At 72.9% G+C, this 26,174-nt stretch carries 26 protein-coding genes and 1 tRNA gene; 11 read left to right on the top strand and 16 right to left on the bottom strand.

Annotation, left to right across the window (positions count from 1 at the left end; translation table 11 throughout):
• Window positions 1–99 precede the first annotated feature (99 nt).
• The 4 genes from ehuA to ehuB are packed head-to-tail and all read right to left on the bottom strand — an operon-like array spanning window position 100 to window position 3,128.
• Window positions 100–891, bottom strand: coding sequence for an ectoine/hydroxyectoine ABC transporter ATP-binding protein EhuA (gene ehuA, locus M8H82_RS20565; RefSeq protein WP_284049142.1), 792 nt, complete (start codon window positions 889–891; stop codon window positions 100–102).
• Complete coding sequence (gene ehuD, locus M8H82_RS20560; RefSeq protein ID WP_250076214.1) at window positions 881–1,531, bottom strand: ectoine/hydroxyectoine ABC transporter permease subunit EhuD; 651 nt, start codon at window positions 1,529–1,531, stop codon at window positions 881–883. Before ehuD ends, ehuA begins: the two co-directional genes overlap by 11 nt.
• Window positions 1,528–2,226: an ectoine/hydroxyectoine ABC transporter permease subunit EhuC gene (gene ehuC, locus M8H82_RS20555; protein ID WP_250076212.1), complete on the bottom strand. Its 699-nt coding sequence runs from the start codon at window positions 2,224–2,226 to the stop codon at window positions 1,528–1,530. The genes ehuD and ehuC overlap by 4 nt, the downstream gene beginning before the upstream one ends.
• A complete protein-coding gene (gene ehuB / locus M8H82_RS20550; RefSeq protein ID WP_250076210.1) occupies window positions 2,223–3,128 on the bottom strand; it encodes an ectoine/hydroxyectoine ABC transporter substrate-binding protein EhuB in 906 nt (301 codons plus the stop codon). The genes ehuC and ehuB overlap by 4 nt, the downstream gene beginning before the upstream one ends.
• 47 nt (window positions 3,129–3,175) lie before the next feature.
• On the opposite strand from ehuB, the gene M8H82_RS20545 reads away from it, so the two are divergent.
• Window positions 3,176–3,670: a DUF3830 family protein gene (locus tag M8H82_RS20545; RefSeq protein ID WP_250076208.1), complete on the top strand. Its 495-nt coding sequence runs from the start codon at window positions 3,176–3,178 to the stop codon at window positions 3,668–3,670.
• Here the strand turns inward: M8H82_RS20545 and M8H82_RS20540 are convergent.
• Together M8H82_RS20540 and M8H82_RS20535 are read right to left on the bottom strand one after the other, a co-directional pair.
• A complete protein-coding gene (locus M8H82_RS20540; protein WP_250076206.1) occupies window positions 3,651–5,027 on the bottom strand; it encodes an amidase in 1,377 nt (458 codons plus the stop codon). The two genes, M8H82_RS20545 and M8H82_RS20540, sit on opposite strands and share 20 nt — an antisense overlap.
• Before the next feature lie 22 nt (window positions 5,028–5,049).
• On the bottom strand, window positions 5,050–5,997 hold the full coding sequence (locus M8H82_RS20535; protein WP_250076205.1) for a D-2-hydroxyacid dehydrogenase: 948 nt from the start codon (window positions 5,995–5,997) through the stop codon (window positions 5,050–5,052).
• Between the two features lie 133 nt (window positions 5,998–6,130).
• Between M8H82_RS20535 and M8H82_RS20530 the strand changes: the two genes are divergently transcribed.
• The 3 genes from M8H82_RS20530 to M8H82_RS20520 all read left to right on the top strand — a co-directional run bounded on the left by M8H82_RS20530 (window position 6,131) and on the right by M8H82_RS20520 (window position 8,885).
• Window positions 6,131–6,919: an aspartate/glutamate racemase family protein gene (locus M8H82_RS20530; RefSeq protein WP_250076203.1), complete on the top strand. Its 789-nt coding sequence runs from the start codon at window positions 6,131–6,133 to the stop codon at window positions 6,917–6,919.
• Complete coding sequence (locus M8H82_RS20525; protein ID WP_250076201.1) at window positions 6,916–7,647, top strand: decarboxylase; 732 nt, start codon at window positions 6,916–6,918, stop codon at window positions 7,645–7,647. The genes M8H82_RS20530 and M8H82_RS20525 overlap by 4 nt, the downstream gene beginning before the upstream one ends.
• Window positions 7,648–7,793: 146 nt before the next feature.
• Window positions 7,794–8,885 (top strand): LLM class flavin-dependent oxidoreductase, encoded by a 1,092-nt coding sequence (locus M8H82_RS20520; protein ID WP_250076199.1) that lies wholly within the window; start codon window positions 7,794–7,796, stop codon window positions 8,883–8,885.
• Here the strand turns inward: M8H82_RS20520 and M8H82_RS20515 are convergent.
• Window positions 8,861–10,711, bottom strand: coding sequence for an EAL domain-containing protein (locus M8H82_RS20515; RefSeq protein ID WP_250076198.1), 1,851 nt, complete (start codon window positions 10,709–10,711; stop codon window positions 8,861–8,863). The two genes, M8H82_RS20520 and M8H82_RS20515, sit on opposite strands and share 25 nt — an antisense overlap.
• A gap of 364 nt (window positions 10,712–11,075) precedes the next feature.
• Here M8H82_RS20515 and M8H82_RS20510 point away from each other — a divergent pair, with 364 nt between their 5' ends.
• Window positions 11,076–12,422 carry a M6 family metalloprotease domain-containing protein gene (locus tag M8H82_RS20510; RefSeq protein ID WP_250076195.1) on the top strand — a complete coding sequence of 449 codons (1,347 nt, stop codon included), beginning with the start codon at window positions 11,076–11,078 and terminating at the stop codon, window positions 12,420–12,422.
• A gap of 203 nt (window positions 12,423–12,625) precedes the next feature.
• Here the strand turns inward: M8H82_RS20510 and M8H82_RS20505 are convergent.
• The 7 genes from M8H82_RS20505 to M8H82_RS20475 all read right to left on the bottom strand — a co-directional run bounded on the left by M8H82_RS20505 (window position 12,626) and on the right by M8H82_RS20475 (window position 19,070).
• Window positions 12,626–12,699, bottom strand: a tRNA-Lys gene (locus M8H82_RS20505).
• Window positions 12,690–13,250, bottom strand: a complete 561-nt coding sequence (locus M8H82_RS20500; RefSeq protein WP_250076193.1) for a bifunctional DNA primase/polymerase — start codon at window positions 13,248–13,250, stop codon at window positions 12,690–12,692. Before M8H82_RS20500 ends, M8H82_RS20505 begins: the two co-directional genes overlap by 10 nt.
• A 127-nt stretch (window positions 13,251–13,377) precedes the next feature.
• The gene (locus tag M8H82_RS20495; RefSeq protein WP_250076192.1) at window positions 13,378–13,746 is read right to left on the bottom strand and encodes a hypothetical protein; all 369 of its coding nucleotides are present in this window, start codon (window positions 13,744–13,746) and stop codon (window positions 13,378–13,380) included.
• 348 nt (window positions 13,747–14,094) lie between these two features.
• Window positions 14,095–15,429 (bottom strand): AAA domain-containing protein, encoded by a 1,335-nt coding sequence (locus M8H82_RS20490; RefSeq protein WP_250076189.1) that lies wholly within the window; start codon window positions 15,427–15,429, stop codon window positions 14,095–14,097.
• Window positions 15,426–17,018, bottom strand: coding sequence for a hypothetical protein (locus M8H82_RS20485; protein WP_250076188.1), 1,593 nt, complete (start codon window positions 17,016–17,018; stop codon window positions 15,426–15,428). The genes M8H82_RS20490 and M8H82_RS20485 overlap by 4 nt, the downstream gene beginning before the upstream one ends.
• Window positions 17,009–18,142, bottom strand: coding sequence for a hypothetical protein (locus tag M8H82_RS20480; RefSeq protein WP_250076186.1), 1,134 nt, complete (start codon window positions 18,140–18,142; stop codon window positions 17,009–17,011). The genes M8H82_RS20485 and M8H82_RS20480 overlap by 10 nt, the downstream gene beginning before the upstream one ends.
• Window positions 18,093–19,070, bottom strand: coding sequence for a phosphatase PAP2 family protein (locus M8H82_RS20475; RefSeq protein WP_250076184.1), 978 nt, complete (start codon window positions 19,068–19,070; stop codon window positions 18,093–18,095). Before M8H82_RS20475 ends, M8H82_RS20480 begins: the two co-directional genes overlap by 50 nt.
• Before the next feature lie 190 nt (window positions 19,071–19,260).
• Between M8H82_RS20475 and M8H82_RS20470 the strand changes: the two genes are divergently transcribed.
• A complete protein-coding gene (locus tag M8H82_RS20470; protein ID WP_250076182.1) occupies window positions 19,261–19,857 on the top strand; it encodes a histidine phosphatase family protein in 597 nt (198 codons plus the stop codon).
• Between the two features lie 17 nt (window positions 19,858–19,874).
• On the opposite strand, the gene M8H82_RS20465 is transcribed toward M8H82_RS20470, so the two are convergent.
• Window positions 19,875–21,308 (bottom strand): hypothetical protein, encoded by a 1,434-nt coding sequence (locus M8H82_RS20465; RefSeq protein WP_250076181.1) that lies wholly within the window; start codon window positions 21,306–21,308, stop codon window positions 19,875–19,877.
• 283 nt (window positions 21,309–21,591) lie between these two features.
• Between M8H82_RS20465 and M8H82_RS20460 the strand changes: the two genes are divergently transcribed.
• Both M8H82_RS20460 and M8H82_RS20455 read left to right on the top strand, forming a co-directional pair.
• Complete coding sequence (locus M8H82_RS20460; protein ID WP_250076179.1) at window positions 21,592–21,999, top strand: hypothetical protein; 408 nt, start codon at window positions 21,592–21,594, stop codon at window positions 21,997–21,999.
• Window positions 22,000–22,035: 36 nt separating this feature from the next.
• Complete coding sequence (locus M8H82_RS20455; protein WP_250076177.1) at window positions 22,036–22,905, top strand: spermidine synthase; 870 nt, start codon at window positions 22,036–22,038, stop codon at window positions 22,903–22,905.
• A gap of 18 nt (window positions 22,906–22,923) precedes the next feature.
• On the opposite strand, the gene M8H82_RS20450 is transcribed toward M8H82_RS20455, so the two are convergent.
• A complete protein-coding gene (locus M8H82_RS20450) occupies window positions 22,924–23,454 on the bottom strand; it encodes a hypothetical protein (RefSeq protein ID WP_250076176.1) in 531 nt (176 codons plus the stop codon).
• 110 nt (window positions 23,455–23,564) lie between these two features.
• On the opposite strand from M8H82_RS20450, the gene M8H82_RS20445 reads away from it, so the two are divergent.
• The 3 genes from M8H82_RS20445 to M8H82_RS20435 form a co-directional block, all read left to right on the top strand.
• Window positions 23,565–24,254: a response regulator transcription factor gene (locus tag M8H82_RS20445; protein ID WP_250076174.1), complete on the top strand. Its 690-nt coding sequence runs from the start codon at window positions 23,565–23,567 to the stop codon at window positions 24,252–24,254.
• Window positions 24,251–25,648 (top strand): HAMP domain-containing sensor histidine kinase, encoded by a 1,398-nt coding sequence (locus M8H82_RS20440; RefSeq protein WP_250076172.1) that lies wholly within the window; start codon window positions 24,251–24,253, stop codon window positions 25,646–25,648. The genes M8H82_RS20445 and M8H82_RS20440 overlap by 4 nt, the downstream gene beginning before the upstream one ends.
• A 110-nt stretch (window positions 25,649–25,758) precedes the next feature.
• Window positions 25,759–26,174: cellulose binding domain-containing protein (locus M8H82_RS20435; protein ID WP_250076170.1), on the top strand; the 416-nt coding region annotated here is incomplete at its 3' end.

The raw sequence follows: 26,174 nt of genomic DNA, 5'->3' as shown, positions 1-26,174 counted from the left end.
AAGGAGCCTGTAGCGAGCGCTTGTTGACGAGAATCCGACGCCCTCAACTGCGGTGATAACCCGCTGGCATATGACAGCGCCATGACCTGCCCGCCTCGGTCACAGCACCGCGCCGAGAAACTCCCGGGTCCGGTCGTGCTCGGGGTCGCTGAACATCTTCTCCGGGGCGCCGGACTCGATGATCCGCCCGGAGTCGAACATCAGTACCTGATCCGAGATGTCCCGGGCGAAGTTCATCTCGTGCGTCACGCAGAGCATCGTGATGTCGGTGGAGCGGGCGATGTCCCTGAGCACATCGAGGACGCCCGCGACCAGCTCCGGGTCCAGCGCCGAGGTCACCTCGTCCAGCAGCAGCACCTGCGGCCGCATCGCCAGCGCCCGGGCGATCGCCACCCGCTGCTGCTGGCCGCCGGAGAGCTGCCCGGGGCGCTTGTCGAGGTGCTCGGTGAGCCCGACCAGCTCCAGCAGGTCCCGGGCCCGCTCCTCGGCCGCGTCCTTGGACATGCCGAGCACGGTCACCGGCGCCTCGGTGATGTTCCTGAGGACCGTCATGTTCGGGAACAGGTTGAACTGCTGGAACACCATCCCGATCTTCTTGCGGACCTCGCGCACCTGCTTCTCGGGCGCCGGGAACAGCCGCTGCCCGTCCACGGTGATCGTGCCCTCGTCGGGCTTGGTCAGCGTCATCAGCAGGCGCAGGATCGTGGTCTTGCCGGAGCCGGAGGGGCCGATCAGCGTGACGTGCTTGCCTGCCTGGACGGAGAAGTCGAGGTGGTCGAGGACGGTGTTGTCGCCGAACCGCTTGGTGACCTGCTCCAGCCGGATCAGCTCGCCGTCCGAGCGCTTGCCGGCGGGATTGGTGTCGGGGCTGGGCTGGATGTCAGTGGACAAGGCGTCGCTCCAGGGCTCGCAGAAGAAGGGAGGCCAGATAGGAAATGACGATGAAGGCCACACCGATCACCGTCAGCGGCTCGGTGAACTGGAACTGCTCCTGGGAGAACAGCCGCGCCTGGCCGAGCATGTCGAGGACGGTGATCACCATCAGCAGCGGCGTGTCCTTGAGCATGGAGATCACGTAGTTGCCGAGCGCCGGCACCACCCGGCGGATCGCCTGCGGCAGGATCACCGCGGTCCACGTCCGGGTGAGCGGCAGGTTCAGCGCCGTCGCGGCCTCCCACTGGCCGACCGGCACCGCCTCGATACCGGCCCGGTAGACCTGCATCGTGTACGTCGAGTAGTGCAGCCCGATGCCGACCACACCGGTGGTCAACGCCGAGAAGGTAAGGCCCCACTCCGGCAGCACGTAGAAGAGGAAGAACAGCTGCACCAGCAGCGGGGTGTTGCGGATGAACTCGGTGACCACCCCGACCGGCCAGCGCACCCAGCGGGAGGGCGCGCGCATCAGCAGCGCCCACACCAGACCGAGGGCGAAGGAGATCACCGAGCCGAGGGCGAGGGCCTGGAGGGTGACCCACAGCCCGTCCCAGAAGTACGGCATGAAGTCGCTCACGGCGTTCCAGTCCCAGGTCATCGCACACCACCTCCGACCGGCTCGGGCACGACGACCCGCTTCTCCGGCTGCTTGCCGACACCGGCCTTGAGCTGCTTCTCCAGGCCCCGCATCACCCGGGTGAGCAGGAAGGCGATCACGAAGTAGATGAACAGCAGGTACGTGTAGATCTCAGCGCTCTCCTGGAGCGCGAGCCGTACCAGATTGCCGCTGAACGCCAGATCGCCCATGCCCATCACCGACACCAGCGCGGTGCCCTTGAGCAGCTCGATCAGCAGATTGGAGAAGGGCGGGATCATCTCCGGCACCGCCTGCGGCAGCAGGATCAGCCGCATCCGCTGCCAGGGCGTGAAGCTGAGGGCGATACCGCCCTCCTTCTGCGCCGGATCCACCGCGGTCAGGGCGCCGCGCACGATCTCCGAGCCGTAGGCGCCGTACGTCAGGCCGAGCGCCAGCGTGCCCGCCCACATCGGCACCAGCTGCCAGCCGAAGGCCGTGGGCAGCACGAAGAACACCCAGAAGATCATCACCAGCGCGGAGGTCCCGCGGAACACCTCGGTGTAGAAGCCCGCGAGGAAGCGGACGATCCACAGCCGGTGGGTGCGGGCGATGCCGACCACGAACGAGACGGCCGTGGCCAGCAGCGCGCTGAAGAACAGCAGCTGGACGGTGACCCAGACGCCCTTGAGTACGAGTTCCCAGAGTCCCGACGTCATCCGCCGCACAGCTCCTTCGCGGTCAGGTCGGTCATCTCCGCCTCGGTGAAGCCGAACGGCTTGAGGATGCGCAGCAGTTCGCCGCTCTTCTTCAGCTTGTGCAGCTCCACGTTGAAGGCGTCCCGCAGCTTGGTCTCGGTGGGCCGGAAGGCGAACGCGCCGCCGTCGACATGGGGCTTGCCGCCGACGATGGGCTTGAAGGCCTCGGTCGCCTCGGCCTTGCTCGACTTCTTCACCACCTCGCGGGTGGTCAGCGCGGTCCCGGCGAACACGTCGACCCGGCCCGCCTCCACGGCGTTCAGTCCGGCGACCTGGTCCGGGACGATGAGGATGTCGCTCTCCTCGTACCCGGCCTCCACCGCGTACTGGATCTCCGCGTACCCGGTGCCGGTGGCGAACTTGGCCTTCTTCTCCACGACGTCCCGGTAGGTGTGCAGACCCTTCGGGTTGCCCTTGCGGACGATGAAGGAGTCGAGCATCTGGTAGTCGGGATCGGAGAAGATGACCTGCTCGCAGCGCTCGGGATTGACGTACATCCCGGCCGCGACGACATCGAACTGCTGCGAGTTGAGCCCGGGGATCAGCGAACCGAACTCGGTCGGCACGGGCTGCACCCGGTCCACCCCGAGCCGCTTGAAGATGACCTCGGCCAGTTCCGGTGCCTCACCGGTCAGCTCACCGTTGCGGTCGATGTAACCGAACGGGATCTCACCCGCGATGCCGAGCCGTACGACACCCGCGGCGCGCAGCCGTTCCAGCAGGTCACCGCCGTCCTCGCTGGAGGCGGTGGCCACCCGTGAGCAGCCCGCCGCGCCCAGCGCACCGAGCGCCGCCACCCCCGCGAGCAGCGTTCGGCGGGTGGGTCCAGATGTGTGTTCGCCATGTTCGAGTGGTGGAGCCATGGCGGCGCGGCTACCCGAGAGCATGAGTTGTATGCACCCTGGTTCGCATGACTGATCGGTTCATCGAGGTCTCGCTCCTGAAGCGGGACATCCACTGCACGGCGAAACTCCTGGACGACCGCGCACCGATCACCTGCGCGGCCGTCTGGGACGCCCTCCCGCTCAGCGGGGACGTCTACCACGCCAAATACGCCCGCAACGAGATCTACGCCCTCTTCCCGCCCTTCGCGGACACCGAGCCACCCCTGGAGAACCCGACCGTCACCCCCATCCCGGGCGATCTGTGCTACTTCGCCTTCGCGGGCGCGGAGCTGGGCACCAAGGCCTACGGCTACGACCGCGAGGTCCGCCCCGGCACCACCCTGGTCGACCTGGCCCTGTTCTACGAACGCAACAACCTGCTGCTCAACGGCGATGTGGGCTGGGTGCCCGGCATCGTCTGGGGCCAGATCGTGGAGGGCCTGCCGGAGATGGCGGACGCCTGCAACGACCTGTGGCGCTCGGGCGCCGCGGGGGAGACGCTCAGCTTCCGCCGGACATGAGCGCGTGCGCCGCCCGCAGCACCAGATCGTCCCGGTGCCGGGCGGCCACGAGCTGAAGGCCGACCGGCATTCCGTCCCCGTCGGTGCCGACGGGGACGGTGGCGGCCGGCTGCTGGGTCATGTTGAAGGGGTACGTGAAGGGCGTCCACCCCGTCCAGCGGCGGTGCCCGGAGCCCTTGGGCACCTCGGCGCCCGCCTCGAACGCGGTGATCGGCAGGGTGGGGGTGACCAGCAGGTCGTAGGAGTCGTGGAAGCGGCCCATCCGGCGGCCGAGTTCGGCCCGCACGTCGACGGCGGCCAGGTAGTCGAGGGCGCTGCGGCGGGCGCCGAGTGCGGCGATCTCGCGCAGGCCGGGGTCGAGCAGCGCCCGCTGGTCCGGCCCGAGGCGCTGGGTGACCCGGGCGGCGCCGGTGAACCACAGGGTGTGGAAGGCGTCCACCGGATCGGTGACGTCGGGATCGGCCTCCTCGACGTACGCGCCGAGCCCCGCGAGCCGCTCCACCGCCCGCCGCACCGCCGAGGCGACCGCCGGACGCACCGCCACCTGGCCGCCAAGGGAGGGCGAGTACGCCACCCGCAGCCCGCGCACGCCCCCGGACAGCCCGTCGAGGAACGATCCGGAAGCGGGACCCAGCGCCGACCAGTCCCGGGAGTCCGGCGCCCCGATGACATCGAGCAGCAGCGCCGCGTCGGCGGCGTCCCGGGTCATCGGGCCCACGTGCGCCAGCGTCCCGAACGCGCTCGCCGGATACAGCGGCACCCGGCCGTAGGTGGGCTTCAGCGCGAAGATCCCGCAGAAGGACGCCGGGATACGGACGCTTCCGCCGCCGTCCGTGCCGAGCGCGAGCGGGCCCGCGCCGAGCGCCACGGCCGCCGCGGCGCCGCCGCTGGAACCACCCGCCGTGCGCGCCGGGTCCAGCGGATGCCGGGTGACCCCGGTCAGCGGCGAGTCGGTGACGCCCTTCCAGCCGAACTCGGGGGTGGTGGTCTTGCCGACGAAGACGGCACCGTGCGCACGCAGCCGGGCGACGGAGGGCGCGTCCTCGTCCCAAGTCCCGCGCTCCGAAATGGTCTTCGAGCCCTTGAGGGTGGGCGCACCCCGCATCAGCAGGATGTCCTTCACCGTGACCGGCACCCCGTCCAGCAGCCCCGCCGGTTCCCCGCGCCGCCACCGCTCGGCCGACGCGCGGGCCTGCGCCAGCGCCTGCTCGGCGGTGATCCGCACGAACGCGTTCACCTCCGGCTGGATCCGCTCGGCCCGCTCCAGCACCGCACGCGTGGCGTCCACCGGGCTGAACGCGCCCGCGCGGTACCCGTCGAGGAGTTGTACGGCGGTCAGTCCGGTCAGGTCGGTCATACGCCCTCCAGCGGTGGGAAGTTCAACGTCCCGGTACGTATCCGCGCTGCTTGTCGACCACGTTCGGCAGGGTTCTGCCCGCCTCCCAGCGCGTGAAGAACTCCACGAACTGCGCGGCGAGTTCGTCACGCCAGCCGACGGTGTCCCCGCTCATGTGCGGGGAGACGATCAGTCCCGGCAGGCCCCACAACGGGCTGTCGGGGCCGAGGGGTTCGTGTGCGAAGACGTCCAGCGCGGCGCCCGCGATCCACCGCTTGGACAGCGCCTCGACGAGCGCCTCCTCCACGACGAGCTGACCGCGGCCGACGTTGATGAACCGCGCGGAGGGCTGCATCATGCCGAACCGGCGGGCGTCGAACATGCCGTGCGTCTGCTCGGTGAGCGGGGCGGCGGCGATGATCCAGTCGGCGCGGGCGATCAGCCGGTCCAGGTCCTCGGGCCCGTGGATACCGGTGCGCGGGACCCGCCCGACCAGGGCGGTGACGACGCCGAGCGCCTTGAGCGTGCGGACGACGGCCTGCCCGATGGGCCCGGAGCCGACGACACAGGCCCGGGTGCCCTTCAGCCGCCGCGACTCGCGGTGCTGCCAGGTCCGCCGCCCCTGGAGCTCCAGGGTGCGCGGCAGGTCCTTGGCCATCGCCAGCACCAGGGCGGCGACGTACTCGGCGATGGGCTCGTCGAAGATGCCCCGGGCGTTGGTCACCACGGTGTCGCAGGAGGCGAGTTCCGGACACATCAGGTGGTCGACGCCCGCGCTCGCGGTGTGGACCCAGCGGGGCCGGGGCCCGTCACCGGGCCAGGCGTGCCGTACGGCGTGCGAGGTGAAGTCCCAGACCAGCAGCACATCGGCGTCCGGCAGCCGGGCGGCGAGCGTGGTGGGGTCCGCGTGCTCGATCCGGGCCCGTCCGGTCAGCCGTCCGAGCCGGGGGAGCGGGTCGGCGTCCAGGACGAGCAGCGTGGGGGTGGTCATGCCGTTCCTTCGCTGAAAACCGGACGTCTGACATGCGCGGATTGACCACGCTCGCACCCGAATCTACCTTCGTCAACACGGACGCCCGCACCGTCCGCCGTTCCCATGTCTCCTCGCGAGGGCGGTGCCTGCGATGGACGTGTCCTTTCTCGGCGGTCCCCGGCCGCAGCGCGGTGTCGGTGTGGTCGCGCCGTTCGACTTCGCCCTCGACCGCGAGCTGTGGCGCTGGATTCCGGACGAGGTGTCCCTGCATCTGACCCGCACGCCGTACGTGCCGGTCGAGGTGAGCCTGGATCTGGCGCGGCTGGTGAGCGAGCACGAGACCCTCTCCGAGGGGGTCCGCACCCTGATCGCCATCGCCCCCGAGGTGGTGGCCTACGCCTGCACCTCGGGCAGCTTCGTCGGCGGGACCGCGGGCGAGCGGGCGATGCGCGAGGCGATGACCAGGGCGGGCGCGGTGCCCTCGGTGACCACCTCGGGAGCGCTGCTGGAGGCGCTGGCCGACCTCGGCGCGCGACGGGTGGCGCTGGTGACGCCGTACACGGTGTCGGTGACCCGGGCGCTGGAGGAGTACGTGGCCGAGGCGGGCGTCAGGGTGACGGGGTGTGCGTTCATGGGTCTGACGCGGCACATATGGAAGGTGCCCTACCGCGAGGTGGCGGACATGGCACGCAGGGCGGCGCGGCGCGGCACGGACTGCCTGTTCATCAGCTGCACCAACCTGCCGACCTACGACGTGATCCCGCAACTGGAGGCGGAACTGCGCATACCGGTGATCTCGGCCAACCAGGTCACGATGTGGGCGGCCCTGCGTCGGCTGGGTACCCGAGCCGTGGGGCCGTACCAGACGCTGATCGATCCGGCGGCCCGCAACGGTCCCGCACTTCCGGACGTGGAACAGCAGCAGGAAGGTTCGACATGACGGCACTCGGATTCCTCTACCCGGGCCACTCCGCCGAGGACGACTATCCACGCATCGAGCAGCTCCTGGGCAGCGACATCCGGGTGGACCTGGTGCACACGGACATCGGCGAGGACGCGCACCGGGTGGACGCCCTCAGGGAGATGGGCTCGGCGGACCGCCTGACGGCGGGCGTGGAGCAACTGCGGCTGTCCGGCGCGGAGGCGGTGGTCTGGGCCTGCACCAGCGGCAGCTTCGTGCACGGCTGGGAGGGCGCCCACGAGCAGGTCCGCGCCCTCGCCCGGACCGCGGGCATGCCGGCCTCCTCGACCTCCTTCGGCTTCGTGCACGCGCTGGGCGAGCTGAGGCTGCGCCGGGTGGCGGTGGGGGCGACGTACCCCGACGACGTGGCGGACCTGTTCGCCGGGTTCCTGCGGGCGGGCGGCGCGGAGGTGGTGTCGGTGCGGGGTTCCGGCATCGTCACGGCGGCGGAGGTGGGCCAGTGGGGCGAGGACGAGGTCCTGGCCCTCGCCCGCCGCGCCGACCACGAGTCCGCGGAGGCGGTCCTGCTGCCGGACACGGCACTGCACACGGCGGCGCTGATCCAGGTGCTGGAGAAGGAGCTGTCCAAGCCGGTCCTGACCGCGAACCAGGTCACGGTCTGGGAGGCCCTGCGCCTGGCCGACCGCAGGGTGAACGCCCCGGCGCTGGGCTCGCTGTTCACGAGGGAGCCGATCGTCCAGGTGTAGGGGCCCGGGCCCTCCCGGCGCACGGTCCGCGGCGCCGGGAGACGGCCGGGAGCACAGGCCGGGAGCACAGGCCGGGAATAAAGCGGAGTCCGCCTCCTGTTATCGCCCGAGGAACCACGCCGGCGCGATTCAGGAGGCACTCACCGATGGCGGCAGACGAGATCCGGGGCACGGCACAGGGCACCGCCCCCGTCCCCCTGTCCGTACTCGACCTGGTCACCGTCGGCGCGGGCAGCACCGCCACCGACGCGCTGCGCACCAGCGTCGACCTCGCCCGCCTCACGGAGTCCCGCGGGTTCCACCGCTACTGGGTCGCCGAGCACCACTCCATGCCCGGCGTGGCCTCCTCCTCGCCCGCCGTGATCCTCGCCCACCTCGCCGCCCACACCGACCGCATCCGCCTCGGCTCCGGCGGCGTCATGCTCCCCAACCACGCCCCCCTGGTCATCGCCGAGCAGTTCGGCACCCTGGAGGCGCTCGCCCCCGGCCGGGTCGACCTCGGCCTCGGCCGGGCACCCGGCACGGACGGTGCCACCGCCGCCGCCCTGCGCCGCACCGACCGGCTGAACGAGGCCGCCGACGATTTCCCCCAGCAGCTTGCCGAGCTCACCCGCTTCCTCGACGACGACTTCCCCGACGGCCACCCCTACCGCCGCATCCACGCCGTCCCGGGGCCGGTCCAGGCCACCGCCCCCGGCGGGGTGCAGAGCGCGCACCGGCCGCCCCTCTGGCTCCTCGGCTCCTCCGGCTTCAGCGCCCGGCTCGCCGGCACCCTCGGGCTGCCCTTCGCCTTCGCGCACCACTTCTCCGCGCACAACACGATCCCGGCGCTCGATCTCTACCGGGAGTCCTTCCGGCCGTCCGAGGTGCTGGCCGCCCCGTACGCCCTGATCGGCGTCTCCGCGCTCGCCACCGACGACGAGCGGGAGGCCCGGCGGCAGGTGCGGGCCACCGGACTGAACATGGTGCGGCTGCGGACCGGGCGCCCGGGGCTGTTCCCCAGCCCCGAGGAGGCCGAGGCGCACCGGTTCAGCGCCATGGAGGAGGAGTTCATCGCCTCCTGGGGCGCCAACATCGTGCACGGCACCGCCGACGAGGTCCGCTCGGGCCTGGACGACCTCCACAAGCGCACCGGCGCCGACGAGTTGATGATCACGTCCCACGCCCACCGCGGCGAGCTGCGGCTGCGGTCCTACGAACTCCTCGCCGACGCCTACGAACTGCGGGCGATCGCCTGAGCCTCCGGCGAGCGCAGCAGCTCGGAGATACGATCCGGCGTCACCGGCCGCGAGTACAGCCACCCCTGGCCGGTGTCGCAGCCGATCCGCCGTAGCCGGGACGCCTGCGCCGACGTCTCCACGCACTCCGCCGTCACGGTGAGCCCCAGCCGGTGGGCGAGCTGGATCATCGCCTCCACCACGACCTCGTCGGCCGGGTTCGGCGCGATGCCCTCACCGTCGTACTGGAAGCCCTTGACGAAGGAACCGTCCAGCTTCAGCACCGACACCGGGAGCCGGCTCAGGTAGGCCAGGTTCGAGTAGCCGGTGCCGAAGTCGTCGATCGCGATGTGCACACCCATGTCGCTGAGCGCCTGGAGCGCCTGCTGCGGCCGGCCGCCGGAGCCCATCACCGCGGACTCGGTCAGCTCCAGCTGGAGCAGGTGCGGCGCCAGGCCGGTCTCGGCGAGGACCTCGGCCACGTCGGCGACCAGGTCGGAGTCCCAGACCTGACGGACCGCCACATTGACGCTGACGAAGATCGGCGGCTCGTCCGGGCGGTCCAGCTGCCATTGCCGGGCCTGGCGGCAGGCGGTGGCCAGCACCCAGCGGCCGAGCGGCACGATCGAGCCGTCCTCCTCGGCCAGTCCGATGAACCGATTCGGCGTCAGCAGGCCGAACTGCGGATGATTCCACCGCACCAGTGCCTCCACCCCGCGCAGCCGGCCGTCCTCCATGCACACGAGCGGCTGGTACTCCAGCACGAACTCCCCGCGCTCGATGGCGGGCCGGAGCGTGGAGGCGAGGGCCTGGCGGGTCATGCGGTGGGCGTTGCGCTCGGGGTCGAACAGCGTCCAGCGGTCCTTGCCGTCGGCCTTCGCCCAGTACAGCGTGGTGTCGGCGGCCTGCATCAGCGCGGTCGGACTGGTCCCGGCGGCATGCCGCTCCACCACCCCGATCGACGCCGACACCGACAACCGCCGGCCCGAGATGTCGAAGGGGTCCTGGAGCGCCGTGAGCACCGACTCGGCGAGGTCGGCGAGCTGCTCGGTGCCGGTGGAGTCCTCGACCAGCAGGGCGAACTCGTCGCCGCCGAGCCGGGCCACCAGCGGGGTGCTCGCCCGGGCGTACCCCGCCTCGTCCGCGCACCGGGTCAGCCGCTCGGCCACGGCCGCCAGCAGCCGGTCGCCCACCCGGTGGCCGAGGGTGTCGTTGACCGCCTTGAAGCCGTCCAGGTCGAGATAGCACAGGCCGATCCGCCCGGTGCCGCCCTCCTGGTACGCCTCCGCCTCCAGCGCGGCCGACAGCCGCTCGAAGAACAGGGTGCGGTTGGGCAGCCGGGTCACCGGGTCGTGGTTCTGCAAGTGCCGCAGCCGGGCCTGGAGTTCGCGCCGGGCGCTGATGTCGGAGACCGACAGCAGGACCCCGCCGCGCTCCTCGGCGGGCAGTGGCGCGATGGCGACCTGCACCCACAGGCAGTGCCCGTCGGGGTGCTTCAGCCGGCGCGTGCAGCGCAGCCGGGCCTGCCGGCCGCGCAGCACCTCGCGGTACGCGTGCCAGGTGCGGGCGTCGGACGTCAGGTCCACCAGCTCGGCGGCGACCTTTCCGGCCAGCGCCTGCGGGGTGCTGCCGAGCAGCTCGCCGAGGGCCGGGTTGGCGCCGGTGACCAGGCCCTCGCGGTCGACGACGGCCATCGCCAGGGGAGCGGCGTCGAAGGCGGACCGCAGGGGTGTGGTGTCCGGCCGGTCGTGCGGACCGGTACGCGAAGGGGACCCTTGACTACTCTCTGTGACAGCCGGCCCGATGAGATCTGCCGCGGGCGCCGGCCCTTCGGACGTTCCGCTCACCGCTCGCTCCCGCAGTGCACTCGGTCTTCGGATGGGTCTCGTCGGGATGCCGACCGACCTGGCGGCCGCCGGGCCGGATCCGTGCAGGAAAAGGATCAGGACAGTACAGGAAAGGGTCAGGAAAGTGTGCCGATCATAGAGGCTGGGTCGGGGCCCTTCCAGCCACTGTCCAGTGTCCCGGGCCGAGCCGCCGATCTGACAATTCGTTTCTGCCCGCACCTGGACAGGTTCAGCGGCCCCCCGACCACATGTGACGGTCCGTGAGCGTTTCGGGGGTGTCGGCGTCGGCTTTCCGCCGCGCCTCTCACTCGTCCGGTGCAGACAAACAGGGCGTAGTACGACAAATTCCCACAGGCTGGGTGCGGTGTCCCGCGAACCGCTCCCGGAGGTCCACGTGCCGCGTCAGCTCCCGCTCAGGGAACTCACCCGTGCGACGTTCCGAGGGCTCGGGGACAGGCTGCGCGAACGGCCCCGACTGCGCACCACCGCCGCCGTGTTCACCACGATGTCGGCGCTCGCCGCGACCTCGATGCTCTCCGCACCCTCGGTCGCCGAGCCGTACTCGGCGGCGCCCTGCGCCCTCAAGCGCACCGACGCCCACCATTCGGAGGGCCTGGACACCTGGAACGCCGCCTATCCGCGGCCGGCCCGCTCGCTGGACGCGGTCATGGTGTTCCTGTCCTTCCCCGACTCGACCCCGCTGACCAGCCCCGCCGTGCTGACCGCCGACCACTTCCCGGCCACCAGCCGGTTCTTCGAGCGGGCCTCCTACGGCAAGTTCACCCTGCGCGCGCATCCCCTCGGGGACTGGATCCGGATGCCGCGCCCCTCGACGGCGTACGCCATACAGCGCGACTGGCAGCCCGTGCACCGGGGTGCCTACCTCCGCGACGCCCTGGCCGCCGCCGACGCCCGGGTCGACTTCTCCCGCTACGACGTCGTCTACTTCGTCGCCGACCCGGACGCGCCCGGGGTGGACTCCGACGCCACGAAGGTCGTGAACCTGGACACCCCGCTGCGTGCGGACGGGGCGGAGATCCGGCGGGTCGTCACGGTGTTCGAGCAGCATCCACCGGACCGGCTGGTTCTCGCCCATGAGACGGGCCACGTCTTCGATCTGCCGGACCTCTACCACCGGCCGGTGGACGGCGAGGGCGACTGGGACACCTACGTCGGCGACTGGGACCTGATGGGCAGCCAGTTCGGGCTGGCCCCCGACCTGTTCGGCTGGCACAAGTGGAAGCTCGGCTGGCTGGATCCGCGCCAGGTGGCCTGCGTACGGGACCCGGACGGCACCCGGCTCACCCTGGAGCCGCTCGGGGCCGGGCCGGGGGTGGCGGTGGCGGGCGCCGCGGGGGCTCCCGCGTTCGGGCTCGGGGGCGGCACCAAGCTCGCGGTGGTGCGCACCGGCGCGGACAGCGCGCTCGCCTTCGAGGCGCGCGGCCGGATCGGCAACGACGCCGGGGCGTGCCGGGACGGGGTCCTCGTGTACCGCGTGCGCGGCGGCGCGGAGTCCGGCCGGGGCCCGGTCGAGGTGATCGACGCCCACCCCCGCACCGAGGCCTGCTGGGAGAACTCGGTCTACCCACCCCTGGCCGACGCCCCCGTCGCCGCGGGCGAAAGCTTCACGGTCCCGGGCGAGGGCGTACGCGTGGAGGTGGAGGGCCGGACGACGTCGGGGGCGTGGACGGTACGGATCGCTACGCGGTAGGGCGTCGGCAACATGAAAGGTCCCTCGCTGTTGGCGAGGGGCCTTCACTGTCTGTGCGCCGCCAGGGACTCGAACCCCGGACCCGCTGATGCTGCATCTCCCGGGGGATGACCCCCGGACCCCCAGCCGCGCCTGCGGCGTCGAGGGGCGTCTGGGCGGAAATGCGAAGGCCCCCCGCTTCCGCGAAGGGCCTTCACTGTCTGTGCGCCGCCAGGGACTCGAACCCCGGACCCGCTGATTAAGAGTCAGCTGCTCTAACCAACTGAGCTAGCGGCGCCTGCTGACGTCGTAGACCTTAGCACCCTGGTCGGGGGGAGGAAAAATCGATATCCGCACCGCCGCGCGTGCCGCCCGGACAGCCGCCCACAGCAGGATTTCGGGGCCGGGAAGCCAGGGGTGGCGGGTGTCCGGGGCCACCAGCCAGCGCGAGCTCTGCTCGGGGGTGCCGGCCGGGGCGGGGACGGTCACCGCGTCCCCGGTGCCGTGGCACAGCAGGGGCGGGATGTCCGCCGTCCGCCCGAACTCCTCCCAGCGCAGCAGCGACGGCAGCCGCTGGGCCGTGCCGGGCGCGGCGAACAGCAGGGTCCGGCCCCGGAACACGGCCACCGGGCCGGAACCGGGACCGTCGTCCCAGAGCCGGTCCAGCATCCGGCGCCCGAACATCGTGGGGACGCTGACCACGTCGAAGACCGCACCGCAGGGCAGTACGACCGGAGCGTCCGGCCGCTCCTCCCAGAACGCCAGGGTGTTGCGCGGATACGTTCCTGCCGAAGCCAGCCAGGCTGCTCCGTCCGGAGTGACGCCCGAGGCGCCGAGGCAACTGCTCATGGCAACTACATCTACCGGCCGTGAGCGTTCCGTCTCTGAGGGTTGCCGGAAATCGGGACAGGAGGGGGTGGGAAGGGGTATCTTGCCCGGATCTTGCCCGTCTGGCATATGCCGGACCCGGACCGCCTCAGACCGGGTCGATCTGCTCCCGGCCCTCGACGGCCCCCCGCAGCAGGTCTCTGCCGAACTCGACCATCTTCTTGGCGTAGTCCTCGGTCCACTCGGCCCGCTCCGCGATGTCCGCGGTCGTCAGCCGGTCGAAGCGCCGCGGGTCGGCGAGCTGGGCCGCCGCCATGGCCTGGAACTCCAGGGCACGGTCGGCCGCCGCCCGGAACGCGAGCGTGAGCTCCGTCGCGCGCGCGAGCAGCGCCCGGGGGTCCTCTATCGACTCCAGGTCGAAGAAGTGCTCCGGGTCGGCCGCCGCCTGCGTGGGCTCGAAGAGCAGGGGCGCGGGGCGTAGCCGCGGTTCGTTCCGACGCGGCGTGGGCTCCGCCATGTCTTCTCCTCCTCGTACGTCACGGATGACCCCCTGGGGAGCGGGCCACCGTCCATTGTCCCGCGCCCGCGCAAGGGGGCGGGTCGCCTCCGGCGGTTTCAAGGTCCGTACGGCGCGGGATGTTCCTGCGACACGGGAGCTGTGGGTCACTGGCGCCACCACGCAGCCCGGTGTTCCGCCACGGCGCGTCCGTCACGGGCGCCACGCCACCCGGTGTTCCGCCAGGCGGGACAGGACCGCGTGGTTGGCCTCCCAGCCGTCCGGGCTGTGTTCGTCGGCCGCCCCCGGCGGCGTGCCGGACTCCGTCCGGCGGACGGGTGCCGAGGTCGGTCGTTGCGGGCGCGTCGGTCATGGGCGCCACGCCACCCGGTGTTCTGCCAGGCGGGACAGGACCGCGTGGTTGGCCTCCCAGCCGTCCGGGAACTTCACGAGGGTGCCCAGCTGGACCGGTTCCGTGGACGGGTAGTCGTCCAGGAGGTCGGTCACGCCTGCTCGGCAGACCACGATGCAGGCGTGCCGGTGGCGGGAGGCGAGGACGCACAGGCGGCCCGTCTCCAGGTGGAACGCGGTGGCGTCGGGGCGGCCGGACAGCGGATGCAGGACCACAGTCACGTCGTACTCCCGGCCCTGGAGGCGGTTCGCGGTGTCGACGGTGACGTCGAGCACGCCCTGCTCGGCGAGCGCCGCGCGCACCGCGGCCGCCTGGTCCCGGTGCGCGGTGCCGACGGCGATCCGCTCGGCGGTCAGCGGTGCCGGGTCCGGGGACCGCTCCGAGGTGGCCGCGCCACCCCGGTCCAGCAGCCGCCGTACGACCGCCGCCACCGCCCCCACCGCCTCCGGGTCCGTGCGCGGGGTGTGCCGCGCGGGCAGTTCCAGCAGGCCCCAGCCCGCCTCGGCCGCCTCGTCGATCACCTTGTCGGGGCCGGACCCGTCGGAGGGGACGGCGAAGGCGAGACGGCGGTCGCCGTGGCCGGTGCCGCTGCGGAAGGGCGTGTACGGGTAGAACGCGTCCGAGACCAGCGGCGCCGCCGACGCGGGCAGCCGCCAGGACACCGGCAGCCGGTGCTGGGGCAGCTCGGGATTGTGCGCGAGCAGCGTGGTCACCGCGGATGCCGACGGGTCGTACGACAGCCCCGCCCACTGCTCGCTGCCCACGATCGCGAACGGGTCCAGCTGCCCCGGGTCGCCCACGAACAGCGCCCGCTCGAACAGCCCGGCCACGGCCAGCAGCGCGTCCGACCGCATCTGGTACGCCTCGTCCACGATCGCGTGCCGCCACGGCTCGTCGACCTTCACATGCGCCCACTTCGCGGCCGTGGACACGGTGACCGGCAGCCCGGTCAGATCCGCGGCCTTCGCCGACTTGCGCACGTGCGGCAGGTCGTCCAGCGCCTTGTCGTACGGGTCGGCGTCGCTGCTGTGCAGCCGGCCCACCGGCAGGTCGGGGTTCTTCTCGGCGAGCCGCAGGACCAGGTCGTCGACCTGGGCGTTGGTCTGCGCCACCACCATCAGCGGGCGGCCCGCGTCGGCCAGCTCCAGCGCCGCACGCACCACCAGCGTGGACTTGCCGGCCCCGGGCGGGGAGTCGACGACCACCCCGCGGTGCGTGCCGTGCAGGGTGTCGGCGAGGATCGCGTCGGTGGCCTGCGCGGCCGCCGCGCCCGGGTCGAACACGGCGGTCACAGGACGTCCTCCTCGGTCGGCTGATCGGCGGGCTCCGGTACGGCCTCGCCGGGCGGCCCGCCGTGCGTCCACGGCGTCTGCTCCGGGTCGGGCAGCTTCGCCCCGCCCCGCTGCTCGTGCTCGAACAGGGTGAAGCAGACCTGGTCGCCCTTCTCCGGCACGGACCCCGCCTCGGGCTCCTTGCCGCGCCCCATCTTGTCCAGGACGCGCAGCACCAGCAGATCGCCGTCGCCGCTCACGAACTCCGCCGACTGCGCCTTCCCGCCCAGCGAGCGGTACACCTTCACCCGCTCCCCGAGCTGCGGCCGGTCGTCCGTGCGCACCGTGACCAGCGGGCGCGGGCTGGGCCGCTTGCCCTCGCTGTACGTCATGACGACCTCGACGACCTCACCCGCGAACGCCTCCCCGGCCAGCCGTCGCCCCGCCATCACCAGCGGGTCGTCGAGCGCCTCCTGGGCCTCGAGGCGGGCCTGCTCGCGCTCGCGCGCGGCGAGCTTGTTCGCCGCGGTCACCGCGTCGTCGCGGCGCGGCTGCGGGGGCTCACCGGCCGTGATCCGGTCCCGGTGGGCGGTGAACGACCAGCGGTCGCGCGTCCACCGCTCCTCGACGTGGAGCCCGACCTCGGGCAGCCGGGTGCGCAGCAGGTCCAGGCCCTGCCACACCGCGTCCCAGGTGGGCCGGGTGACGCCCTCGACCAGGGCGCGGATCTCCCGCTCGGCGGCGGTCAGCGCCCCGAGCCGGTCGTCCGCCTGCAGACCGTCCTCCGCCGCGGCGAGCGCGGTGCGGGCACGGTCGTAGCGCTCGATGGCGGGGGCGAGCAGCTTGTTGTCGAACGCCGGGTCGGTGGCCGGGCCCGCGGGCGGGCACCGCAACTGGCCCCGCTCGTCCCGGGCGAGCTCCGCGCGCAGGGCGGCCTCGGCGCCCGACTCGCCACCGGGCGGGTCGATCCAGGCGAGCAGCGCGCCCAGGTGCTGGTCCTCCAGCGTGGACTGCCCCGTGGCCCAGTGCCGGGCCAGCAGGTCCGTCATCGCCAGCAGCAGCGAGGAGCCCGGGACCCGGGACCGCTCGCCGTAGTGCGTCAGCCACCGGCCGAGCAGCGGCACCCGGTGCGGCGCGGGGTAGGGCGTCTCCGGGTCCTGCTCCGCCGTACGGCGAAAGCGCATGGAGCGGCCGAGCAGGCGTACGAAGTCCAGGCCAGCGCGGCTCGGGACGATCAGCTGGGGGGCGTCCGCGCACAGGTCGACCTCGACCTTGACCCGCTTGCCGGTCTCCGGGTCGGTGTCGGTGCGCTCGGCCGTCTCGACGGCCTCGGTGTACGCCTCGATGTGCGGCAGGACGACATCGGCCAGCTCCGCCAGGAACGCGAACCGCAGGTCCCGGTCGCGCGGCTGCGGCACGACCAGCAGCCGGGGCGCGTCCCGGTCCGTGCCGACCAGCGCGCCGAGCGGGGCGCCTGCCTCACCGGCGGTGGTGAGCGGCACGAGGACCAGCGGGCGCTCGGAGAGGCGGCGGTGGCGGACGGTGGCCGAGGGCTGGGCGCGGCCGGTGCTGACCGCTTCCAGGCGGGCGAGGGTGGCGATCAGGGACACGGGGCCGCCTCCCGGGCGCCGAGCGCCTCGGCCCGCAGCCGTGCCGCCCTGCGCAGGGCCGCCACCGCCGGGTCGGCCGGATCCCCGGCGGTGCCGTGGGCCGCCGCCAGGACGTCCTCGACCGTGGTCAGACCGCCCAGCTCGGCCCGGACGGAACGGCCCAGCGAGGTGACCGCGCCGGCCGCGCGGGAGCGGTCCCGGCAGTGGAAGGCCAGCTCACAGGCGGACAGGCACTCGGGCGCGTACGTCGCCGGGACGGCCTCCACCGCGGCCGTCAGCTCGGCGGCGGGCAGCTCCGGGTCGAAGCAGGTGCCCTCGGGGAGGGCGTCGGCGATCTCCTCGATCCGGGTGAGCCGGGAAAGCTGGCGGGCGGTCACCGCGCGCTGCTTGCGGATGTCGACGGCGGAGGCGGTGGGGAGGTTGGAGAAGTCCTTGGGGCACACCAGCAGGATCCGGTGCCGCACGCGCGGGGGCGGGGACAGGCGGGCGGCGACCTGCTCCAGGGCCAGGACGTACACCGCCGCCTGCCGGGCCGCGGCGCCGACCTTCGAGGGGTCCGCGGAGCCGTCCAGCATCGGGAAGGACTTGATCTCCACGACCGTCCAGCTGCCGTCGGGGTGCGTCACCACCGCGTCGGGCTCCAGGAACGCGGGGGAGCCGGCCACGTCGAGCGCGAGCATCGGGTGGTCCAGCAGCGTCCAGCGGCCCGGTGCCCCGGCCGCCTCGCGCAGCGCCAGCGCCGTACGGGCCGCGCGGCCCTCGGGGCCGGCGGCGGAGAGGTCCGGCACCTGGGCCCGGGCGGGCGGCTCGGCGGAGCGGTCCAGCTTCTCGTGCACGAGTCGCAGCAGCTCCGCGCCGCCGTCCGCCTTGACCTTCGCCTCGAAGGCGTTGCCCCGGGTGAGGGCGAACTGCGACTGGCCGAACGCCGAGGGCGCGCCCAGGGCGCCCGCCAGGGCCGACTTGTCCACCCCCGCGCCGTCCAGGACGGCGCGCCGTCTGCAGCCGGGGTTGGCGGCGAGGGCGGCCAGGGCGCGGGCGTCCAGCGCCTTGGCCGGTACCTCGGGACCGCGCAGCTCAGCGAGCCGGTGCCGCAGCGCCGTCCCCCGCGTCCGTGGGGGAGGCACCCGGCTCGGCTCCGGAATCGAACCGTGACTCGCGCTGCCGTGGAAATCGCTCACCCGCGGAAGTCTGGCATCCGCCACTGACAATCGAGGCCTCTGCGGCGGGAGAGGTCCCTGCGGCCGCCCGCGCCGAGCCGGCCGCGATCAGGCTGCCGCGGCCCTCGAAGCGTGCCCGGACCCGCTCGGCGCCGCGCAGGACGTACGGCGTCAGCAGCAGGCCGGCGCCCATCACGGCGGCGCCCGCGACCGCGTCCAGGAAGTAGTGGTTCGCGGTGCCCATCACGACGATCACCGTCACCAGCGGGTAGACCACGGCGGCGATCTTGGTGAGCCGGGTCCCGCCGTACCGCCACAGCATGACGCCGCACCACAGCGCCCAGCCGCAGTGCAGGCTCGGCATGGCCGCGTACTGGTTGGTCAGACCGCCCAAGCCCTTCGGGGCGCTGGCGTCGCCGGCCCACCAGCCGTACTGGCTGTACTGGGCCATCGTGTCCACGAAGCCGTGCGTCGGGGAGAGGAGCCGGGGCGGGCAGGTCGGCAGCAGGGTGAAGCCGATCAGGCCGATGAAGGTCGACGTCATCAGCCAGGTGCGGGCGGCGCGGTAGTGCACGGCACGGGACCTGAAGATCCAGATCAGGATCAGCGGGGTGATCAGGTAGTGCAGCGAGGCGTACCAGAAGTCGGCCGGCACACCCAGCCAGGGTTCGCGGGTGAACAGGCGGTTGAGCGGGTGCTCGGCGTTGAGGTACAGCAGCTTCTCGATGCGCAGGATGGCCAGGCCGTGGTCGACGGCCGTGGTGACATCACCGCGGGCCAGCAGGCGGCCGGCCGAGTAGCACGCGTACACCAAGGCGATCAGCGGCAGCTCGGTCCACCAGCGCAGACGGCCTCGCGCTGCCGTCTGAATGCCTGGTGTCTCGGCGTGCGGCATCCGATCGCCTCCCCCTTCTCGTCGTGGCGCCGGTTGCCCGGACAGGCCACTTTACGATGTACGCGCACGCCTCCGTAGGGCGCCCCCGGCCCTGATAGACGCAGAGATCGCCCGCCGGGTTGCCCTCTCACAGGGTGCGGGATGATGGATGGGTTCCGCCTCGCATATTCCTGGAAAGGCCCTGCACCCCATGGCACCGCGCATTCTGCTGGCCCGGCACGGGCAGACCGAGTGGTCGCTGTCCGGCAAGCACACCGGGCGGACCGATGTGCCGCTGCTGGAGGAGGGACAGCGGGGGGCGAAGCTGCTCGGGGAGCGGCTGCACCGGGCGCCGCTGGACGGGCTGCCCGGGGTGGAGGTGCGGACCAGTCCGCTGGCACGCGCGCGTGCGACGTGCGAACTGGCCGGGTTCGGGGACCGGGCCGCCGAGTGGGACACGCTCATGGAGTGGGACTACGGCGCGTACGAGGGCATGACCCCGGCGGAGATACACGCCGTCCGTCCCGGCTGGCTGATCTGGCGGGACGGTGTCCCCGGGGGCGAGTCGCGGGCCGAGGTCACCGCGCGGGCCGACGAGGTGGTGTCCTGGGCGCGGTCCGCGGACCGGGACGTGCTGATCTTCGCCCACGGGCACATCCTGCGGTCCATCGGCGCCCGGTGGCTGGGGCTGCCGCTGGACTTCGCCGCCCGGATCCGGCTGAATCCGACCTCGCTCTCCGTCCTCGGGTGGGCGTACGGGGAGCCGGCCGTGGAGAGCTGGAACGACACGGGACATCTGGCGGGCTGACCGGACGAGCCCCCGCCTCACACCGCTCGCGGCATGCTCGCGTGCTTCTCCAGGAACGCCGACACCCCTGAGGCCCGCCGGTGCGGCAGGAGCACCCGGGCCGTGCCCGCCAGCATGGTCTGGATCCGGGACGACTGGACCTCGGTCAGCAGTTCCAGCACGCGCAGGCCGGCCGCCGCGGCCTCGTCGGGGTGGCCGCCCCGCGCCAGGTCGTCCGCCAGTTCCGCCGTGTACAGGGCGATGTTGCGGGTGAAGTGCGGGTCCTGGAGCCGCGCCGCGCGTCCCGCGTGCCGGGCCGCGCGGCGCCAGTCGCCCAGCGTCGACCAGCACTGCGCCTCCAGGCCCTCCAGTTCCGCCTCGCCGTAGAAGCTCATCCACTCGGGGTCGGCGTCCGAGCGGCCCCGGTCGTAGAGCGCCTGGGCACGCGCGAGTGCCTGGGCGCAGCCGGTGCGGTCGGCGAGCCCCGCCCAGCCACCCGCCTCGCGCAGCGCGAGCAGGGACATCAGGCGCGCGGAACCGAGGGGACGTGCGACGCGTTGCGCGGCCTGCGCCGCGCGCACCGCCTCGCGCGGGCGGCCCGCGTCCCGCGCGAGGAACGACGCGTTGCAGAAGGCGTGCGCCTCCAGGGCCGGGTCCCCGGCCATCCGGGCGGTCGCCAGCGCCTCCGCGTAGTGGGAGCGCGCGTCGTCGAAGCGGCCCGAGTCGTGCGCCAGCCAGCCGACCGAGATGGCCAGCTCACCCGCGCCCGAGTGGAGCCGCTCACCCACCGCGTGCCGCGTGGTAGCGGCGTCCAGCAGCTCGTAGGCGGCCCGCAGCGGAGCCGCCGCGCGCCGGTACAGGCCGTCCGCGCCGTGCCGGTCGTCGAGCAGCCGGATCCTGCGGACCGCTTCCTCCACCACCTCCGCCTCGCTCGTCCCGAGCCGCCGCGCGGGACGTTCCGCGGCCGTGGCGTCGAGGGCGAGCCCGAAGGGGCTGAGGGAGGCGGCGGCCACCGTGGCGCCTCCGCCGGTCATGAATGCGCGACGCAGCACGTCGCTCTCCTCGGGTCTCTCGTGCGGGTCGTACGGGTCTTGCGTGTCATACGGCTCGTACGCCCCCCGCGTCTCACACGCGGCATATGCCGGGCTCGCGGGGGGCACGTCCTCGGCCTCACGCGCCCGGCGCCCGCGGACGGACGAGCGGGGCGCGAAGCCCAGGTCGGTGAGCGTGCGGCCGGGGAACATGTGCAGGAACACCCGTTCGTACGCGTAGTTGGGGCACCGGATCTCGCCCGCCTCGACCCTGCCGACGTACCGCGCGTCACAGCTGACGCGCTCCCCGATCTCGCGCGCGGCCCGGCGGACCGCCGCGGCGAACTCGGCCGGCGAGCGCTGTCCGCGCAACTGCCGGAACACGAGGTTCGGTCGGGGTGGCCTGGAGGGCTGGGCCGAGTTCGGCTCTGACGACGTCATGGCCGGGTCCTCTCGTGCGAACCGTCGAACCATGCCGGATCCGTGGCGAGTTGAACTATTTGTTCGCTTCGTGCCCCTGGTGTCCGGCGGGCAAGAACGTACCTGCTGTGCCGGACCCGCCACGCAGTGTTTGGCTACAAACCGGATATCTCATCCAGAATCTGCCATGAACTGCCATCCTTTGCGGCGCACTTGTGCCGTAGCTGTTGACGCGGTGACCCGTTGAACCACGTGGACCGGGAGCCGCCCGACTCCCGACCCGCTCGTTTCGAGGAGGGGTTCCGTGGTGGAGGCCGGAATGGAGACCGGACAGAGCATCGATCCCTGCACGCCGTCGTGCACAGGGGCGGCCTGCGATCTGGTGACGGTGCCCGCGAGGCAAGGACTGGAGGCCGTCGACATCCTCCGGCGCGGTGCGGGGGACGCGGTGGGACCCGTCCTGCACGACGACGGCTGCGACACCCTCGGCTTCGTGGTGCCGGCCGGGACGGCGGCCGCCTGGGACATGCCGGGCAGCACCTGTACGCAGACCGACGGCCGGGGGCTGACCCTGGCCCCGGAGCCGCCGGTGGAGGGCTCCGACTGGCTGCTGCCGCCCGGCGAGGCGGACCTCGCGACGGATCCGGCGGTGCTGCGGGCGGCGCTCGGGGAGGCGGCGCGGCTGATCGAGGCGGCGGACAACTGCCGGTGACGGGCACGACCGCCCGCGGCTCCGCATAATGGGCCAATGGGCAGGTCCAAGAACTCCAGGCGCCACGAGGCGGCCACCGAAGCCGTCGTCGAGGCCGTCGACGGAGGGCTTGCCGAGCTGATACCCGACCGGGACCGGGCCCGCGCCTGGACGCTGCTCATCGACGGGGCGCCGCAGTCGCACGTCGACCTCGACGACCCGGCCTACCTCTCCTTCGAGTACCAGCGGCGGCTCGGGCACGTCATCGACCTCGTCGCCCCGCCCGGCCGACCCGTCCAGGCCGTGCACCTCGGCGGGGGCGCCCTCACCCTCGCCCGGTACGTCGCCGCCACCCGCCCCCGCTCCACCCAGCAGGTCGTCGAGCGCGACGGCCCGCTCCTCCAACTCGTCCGCCGCGAACTGCCGCTGGACCGCAACGCCCGGATCCGGGTGCGCTCGACGGACGCCCGCGAAGGGCTCGCCAAGGTGCCCGACGGCTGGGCCGACCTCGTCATCGCCGACGTGTTCAGCGGCGCCCGCACCCCGGCCCATCTGACCTCCACCGAGTTCCTCGACGAGGTGCGCCGCGCCCTGCGCCCCGGCGGCTGGTACGCCGCCAACCTCGCCGACGGACCGCCGCTGGCCCATCTGCGCGGCCAGATCGCCACCGCCGCCGCCCGCTTCCCCGAACTCGCCCTGGTCGCCGACCCGACGGTCCTGCGCGGCAAACGCTTCGGCAACGCCGTCCTGGTCGCCGCCGACCACCCGCTCCCGGTCGCGGACCTCACCCGGCGCGCCGCCTCGGACCCGCACCCGGGCAGGGTCGAGCACGGCAGGAACCTCACGGACTTCACCGGCGGCGCGACCCCCGTCACGGACGCCGCGGCGGTGGCCTCACCGGCGCCCCCGGCGTCGGTCTTCCGCTAGCCGTCGGGCGGGCAGGGCCTAGTAGGTGCCGATCTCCACCCGCGGCGCGCTGTCGTGCCAGGTGCAGAACACCGACACCCGGTCCGCTCCCCGCGCGAACTCCACCCGGATCCACGACTCCGTCTTCCACACCTGCATCGACCACCCCGTGCCGGGCGTCGCCGACACCAGCGTCGCGGACGTTTTACCGAGGTCGAAGACCGCCCGGCCGCCCTCGGTGGCGTAGCTCTTGACCTGGCCGGAGGAGGTGGGGGAGGGGGCCGGGGCAGTGGTGGGCGTGCCGGACGGGCGGGGGGTGCCGGAAGGGGACGGTCTCGGTGCGGGACTCTTCTCCGGGGCCGACGCCGACTGCGAGGGGGTGCCCCGGCGGGTCGAGGACGCCAGCGGCTTCGACTCCTGCGTCGTCGCGTCGCCCGCCGAGATGGGCAGGGCGCGCGGGGGGTCGTAGGCCGTGCCCGCCATGACCGTGTGCACGCCCCACCACGACAGCGTGACCGCCGCGCCCGTGGCGAGCGACCAAGCCAGTACGTGTACGAGTCCTCTGCGCATCGCGGGCCATACTGCCTCACGCGCCCCACAGGTGTCGCCCGGTTGTCCCCGGCGGTGGAGTTGTCCACAGGCCCCGACCGGGCTCGCCCGCATGGCGTACGGTGCGGCGCATGGCAAGTGTGCTCGTGGTCGAGGACGACCAGTTCGTGCGCTCGGCCCTCATCCGGCATCTGACCGACGCCGCACACACCGTGCGCAGCGTCGGCACCGCTCTGGAGGCGCTGCGCGAGGTCGCCCATTTCCGTTTCGACGTGGTCATCCTGGACCTCGGTCTGCCCGATCTGGACGGGTCCGAGGCCCTGAAGATGCTGCGCGGCATCACCGACGTGCCCGTGATCATCGCCACGGCCCGCGACGACGAGACGGAGGTCGTCCGGCTGCTGAACGCGGGCGCCGACGACTATCTGACCAAGCCGTTCTCCGTCGAGCACCTGTCCGCCCGGATGGCCGCCGTGCTGCGCCGGGCCCGCTCGGGCGGCGCCGAGGCCGCCCCCTCCTCCGTGCTCCGCGTCGGCGGCCTCACCGTCGACCCGCTGCGCCGCCAGGCCGAACTGGACGGCGTCCGGCTCGACCTGACCCGCCGTGAGTTCGACCTGCTCGCCTTCCTGGCCGGCCGCCCCGGCGTCGTCGTCCCCCGCAAGGAACTGCTCGCCGAGGTGTGGCAGCAGTCCTACGGCGACGACCAGACCATCGACGTCCACCTGTCGTGGCTGCGCCGCAAGCTCGGCGAGACCGCCGCGAACCCGCGCTATCTGCACACCCTGCGCGGGGTCGGCGTGAAGCTGGAGCCACCGCTGTGAGGTGGGCCCTGGTCAAGGTCTCGCTGGCGGTCACCACCATGGTCGTGCTGGCCTTCGCGGTGCCGCTCGGACTCGTCATCAAGGAGATGGCCCGCGACCGCGCCTTCTCCAACGCCGAGCGGGAGGCCGCCGCGGTCGCCCCGGCGCTGTCCATCACCACCGACCGCGACCAGCTCGAGCGCGTCGTGGCCTCGGCCGGCTCCGAGGCGGAGATGGCCGTGCACATCCCGGCGGCCGACCAGGCGCAGGCCGTCGACATCGGCCGGCAGCGCGCCGCGGACGACGACATCGCGACCGTACGGCGGCTCGGCCGCGCCTCCACCACCGAGGTGCCCGGCGGCTCCACCCTCCTGCAGCCCGTCGCGCTGAGCTCCGGCGAGATCGCGGTCGTGGAGGTCTACGTCCCCGAGGCAGAGGTCAGCAACGGCGTCTCGACGGCCTGGGCGGTCCTCGCCGCCGTCGGTGCCGCGCTGATCGTCGGCTCGGTCGCCGTCGCCGACCGGCTCGGCGTGCGGATGGTGCAGCCCGCCCAGCGCCTGGTCGAGGGCGCGCACGAACTGGGGGAGGGCAAGCTCGGTGCCAGGGTGCCGGAGGAGGGGCCGACCGAACTGCGGCTCGCGGCGACCGCGTTCAACTCCATGGCCGACCAGGTCGTCCAGCTGCTCGCCAACGAGCGGGAGCTGGCCGCCGATCTGTCGCACCGGCTGCGCACACCGCTGACCGTGCTGCGGCTGAACACGGCCTCGCTCGGGGACGGCCCCGCCGCCGAGCAGACCCGGGCCGCCGTCGCGCAGCTGGAGCGGGAGGTCGACACCATCATCCGGACCGCCCGGGAGGCCAAGCCCCAGACGGCCGCGGCCGGTCCGGGCGCCGGATGCGACGCGGCCGAGGTGGTGCGCGAGCGGATGGCGTTCTGGTCGGCGCTCGCGGAGGACGAGGGCCGCAAGGTCCGGGTGGCCGGGATCGACCGGCCGGTGCGCATACCCGTGGCCCGGGCGGAGCTGGCTGCCGCGCTGGACGCCCTGCTCGGCAACGTCTTCCGGCACACCGCCGAGGGCACGGCCTTCGCGGTCGACGTGCACAACGGCGAGGACGCGGTCATCGTGCTGGTGTCGGACGCCGGGCCCGGCATACCCGACCCGGAGGCGGCGATGGCCCGCGGACGGGGCTCGGGCAGCGCCGGGTCGACCGGGCTCGGCCTGGACATCGTGCGCCGGCTCGCGGAGTCGACCGGCGGGGACGTGCGGATCGGATCCTCGGTGCTCGGCGGGACCGAGGTGCGGATCTGGATCCAGCTCGACGGGCGGGCGCCCGAGCGCCGGGGGCACCGGGTGCGCAGACGCCGCGGCGGCCGGCTGGTCTCGACCTTTAACCGCCCCCGATCCCTTCCTTAAGCGCACCCTAAGATCCGCAACCCCCGCCCCGATCAGGCTTTTTGCCCGATTCGGCCTCGCTAGCGTGCTGCCGCACCCCCTCCCCCGTGAGCAGTGAAAGCAGGCACGCGATGAGCACCCACCGACGCAGGATCAGCGGCAGGAACAAGGCGATAGGCGGTCTCGTCGCCGCGGCCGTGGTCGGTGGCGGCGCCGTCTTCCTCACCGGCACCGCGCAGGCGGCCGGTGTGGGCGCCGTGTACACGAAGACCAGTGACTGGTCGACCGGCTACACCGCGCAGTACGTCGTCACCAACGACACCGGCTCGGCGAAGCCCGACTGGACCCTCACCTTCGACCTGCCGCCGGGGGCGAAGCTGAGCTCGCTGTGGAACGCCGAGTCCCAGGTCAGCGGTGCCCGCGTCACCGTGAAGCCGGCCGGCTGGGACAAGGACGGCCTCGCGGCCGGGGAGTCGGTCACCGTCGGTTTCGTCGTCAACGGCTCCGGCGACCCCACCGGCTGCGTCGTGGACGGCGTCAAGTGCGC

The organism is Streptomyces sp. YS415, assembly GCF_023544665.1.
Lineage (GTDB): Bacteria > Actinomycetota > Actinomycetes > Streptomycetales > Streptomycetaceae > Streptomyces.
The sequence above is the reverse complement of the archived record's forward strand: the minus strand, read 5'-3'. Positions and strand labels throughout refer to the sequence as shown.

Excerpts from the sequence above, each read along its gene's own strand:
- ehuC (WP_250076212.1), bottom strand. The coding sequence starts at position 2,226 with ATGACGTCGGGACTCTGGGAACTCGTACTCAAGGGCGTCTGGGTCACC.
- M8H82_RS20465 (WP_250076181.1), bottom strand. The coding sequence starts at position 21,308 with ATGACGTCGTCAGAGCCGAACTCGGCCCAGCCCTCCAGGCCACCCCGA.
- M8H82_RS20535 (WP_250076205.1), bottom strand. The coding sequence starts at position 5,997 with ATGACCACCCCCACGCTGCTCGTCCTGGACGCCGACCCGCTCCCCCGG.
- ehuD (WP_250076214.1), bottom strand. The coding sequence starts at position 1,531 with ATGACCTGGGACTGGAACGCCGTGAGCGACTTCATGCCGTACTTCTGG.
- M8H82_RS20470 (WP_250076182.1), top strand. The coding sequence starts at position 19,261 with ATGGCACCGCGCATTCTGCTGGCCCGGCACGGGCAGACCGAGTGGTCG.
- M8H82_RS20545 (WP_250076208.1), top strand. The coding sequence starts at position 3,176 with ATGACTGATCGGTTCATCGAGGTCTCGCTCCTGAAGCGGGACATCCAC.
- M8H82_RS20450 (WP_250076176.1), bottom strand. The coding sequence starts at position 23,454 with ATGCGCAGAGGACTCGTACACGTACTGGCTTGGTCGCTCGCCACGGGC.
- M8H82_RS20525 (WP_250076201.1), top strand. The coding sequence starts at position 6,916 with ATGACGGCACTCGGATTCCTCTACCCGGGCCACTCCGCCGAGGACGAC.
- ehuB (WP_250076210.1), bottom strand. The coding sequence starts at position 3,128 with ATGGCTCCACCACTCGAACATGGCGAACACACATCTGGACCCACCCGC.
- M8H82_RS20455 (WP_250076177.1), top strand. The coding sequence starts at position 22,036 with ATGGGCAGGTCCAAGAACTCCAGGCGCCACGAGGCGGCCACCGAAGCC.
- M8H82_RS20495 (WP_250076192.1), bottom strand. The coding sequence starts at position 13,746 with ATGGCGGAGCCCACGCCGCGTCGGAACGAACCGCGGCTACGCCCCGCG.
- M8H82_RS20500 (WP_250076193.1), bottom strand. The coding sequence starts at position 13,250 with ATGAGCAGTTGCCTCGGCGCCTCGGGCGTCACTCCGGACGGAGCAGCC.
- M8H82_RS20530 (WP_250076203.1), top strand. The coding sequence starts at position 6,131 with ATGGACGTGTCCTTTCTCGGCGGTCCCCGGCCGCAGCGCGGTGTCGGT.
- M8H82_RS20520 (WP_250076199.1), top strand. The coding sequence starts at position 7,794 with ATGGCGGCAGACGAGATCCGGGGCACGGCACAGGGCACCGCCCCCGTC.
- M8H82_RS20445 (WP_250076174.1), top strand. The coding sequence starts at position 23,565 with ATGGCAAGTGTGCTCGTGGTCGAGGACGACCAGTTCGTGCGCTCGGCC.
- M8H82_RS20475 (WP_250076184.1), bottom strand. The coding sequence starts at position 19,070 with ATGCCGCACGCCGAGACACCAGGCATTCAGACGGCAGCGCGAGGCCGT.
- M8H82_RS20540 (WP_250076206.1), bottom strand. The coding sequence starts at position 5,027 with ATGACCGACCTGACCGGACTGACCGCCGTACAACTCCTCGACGGGTAC.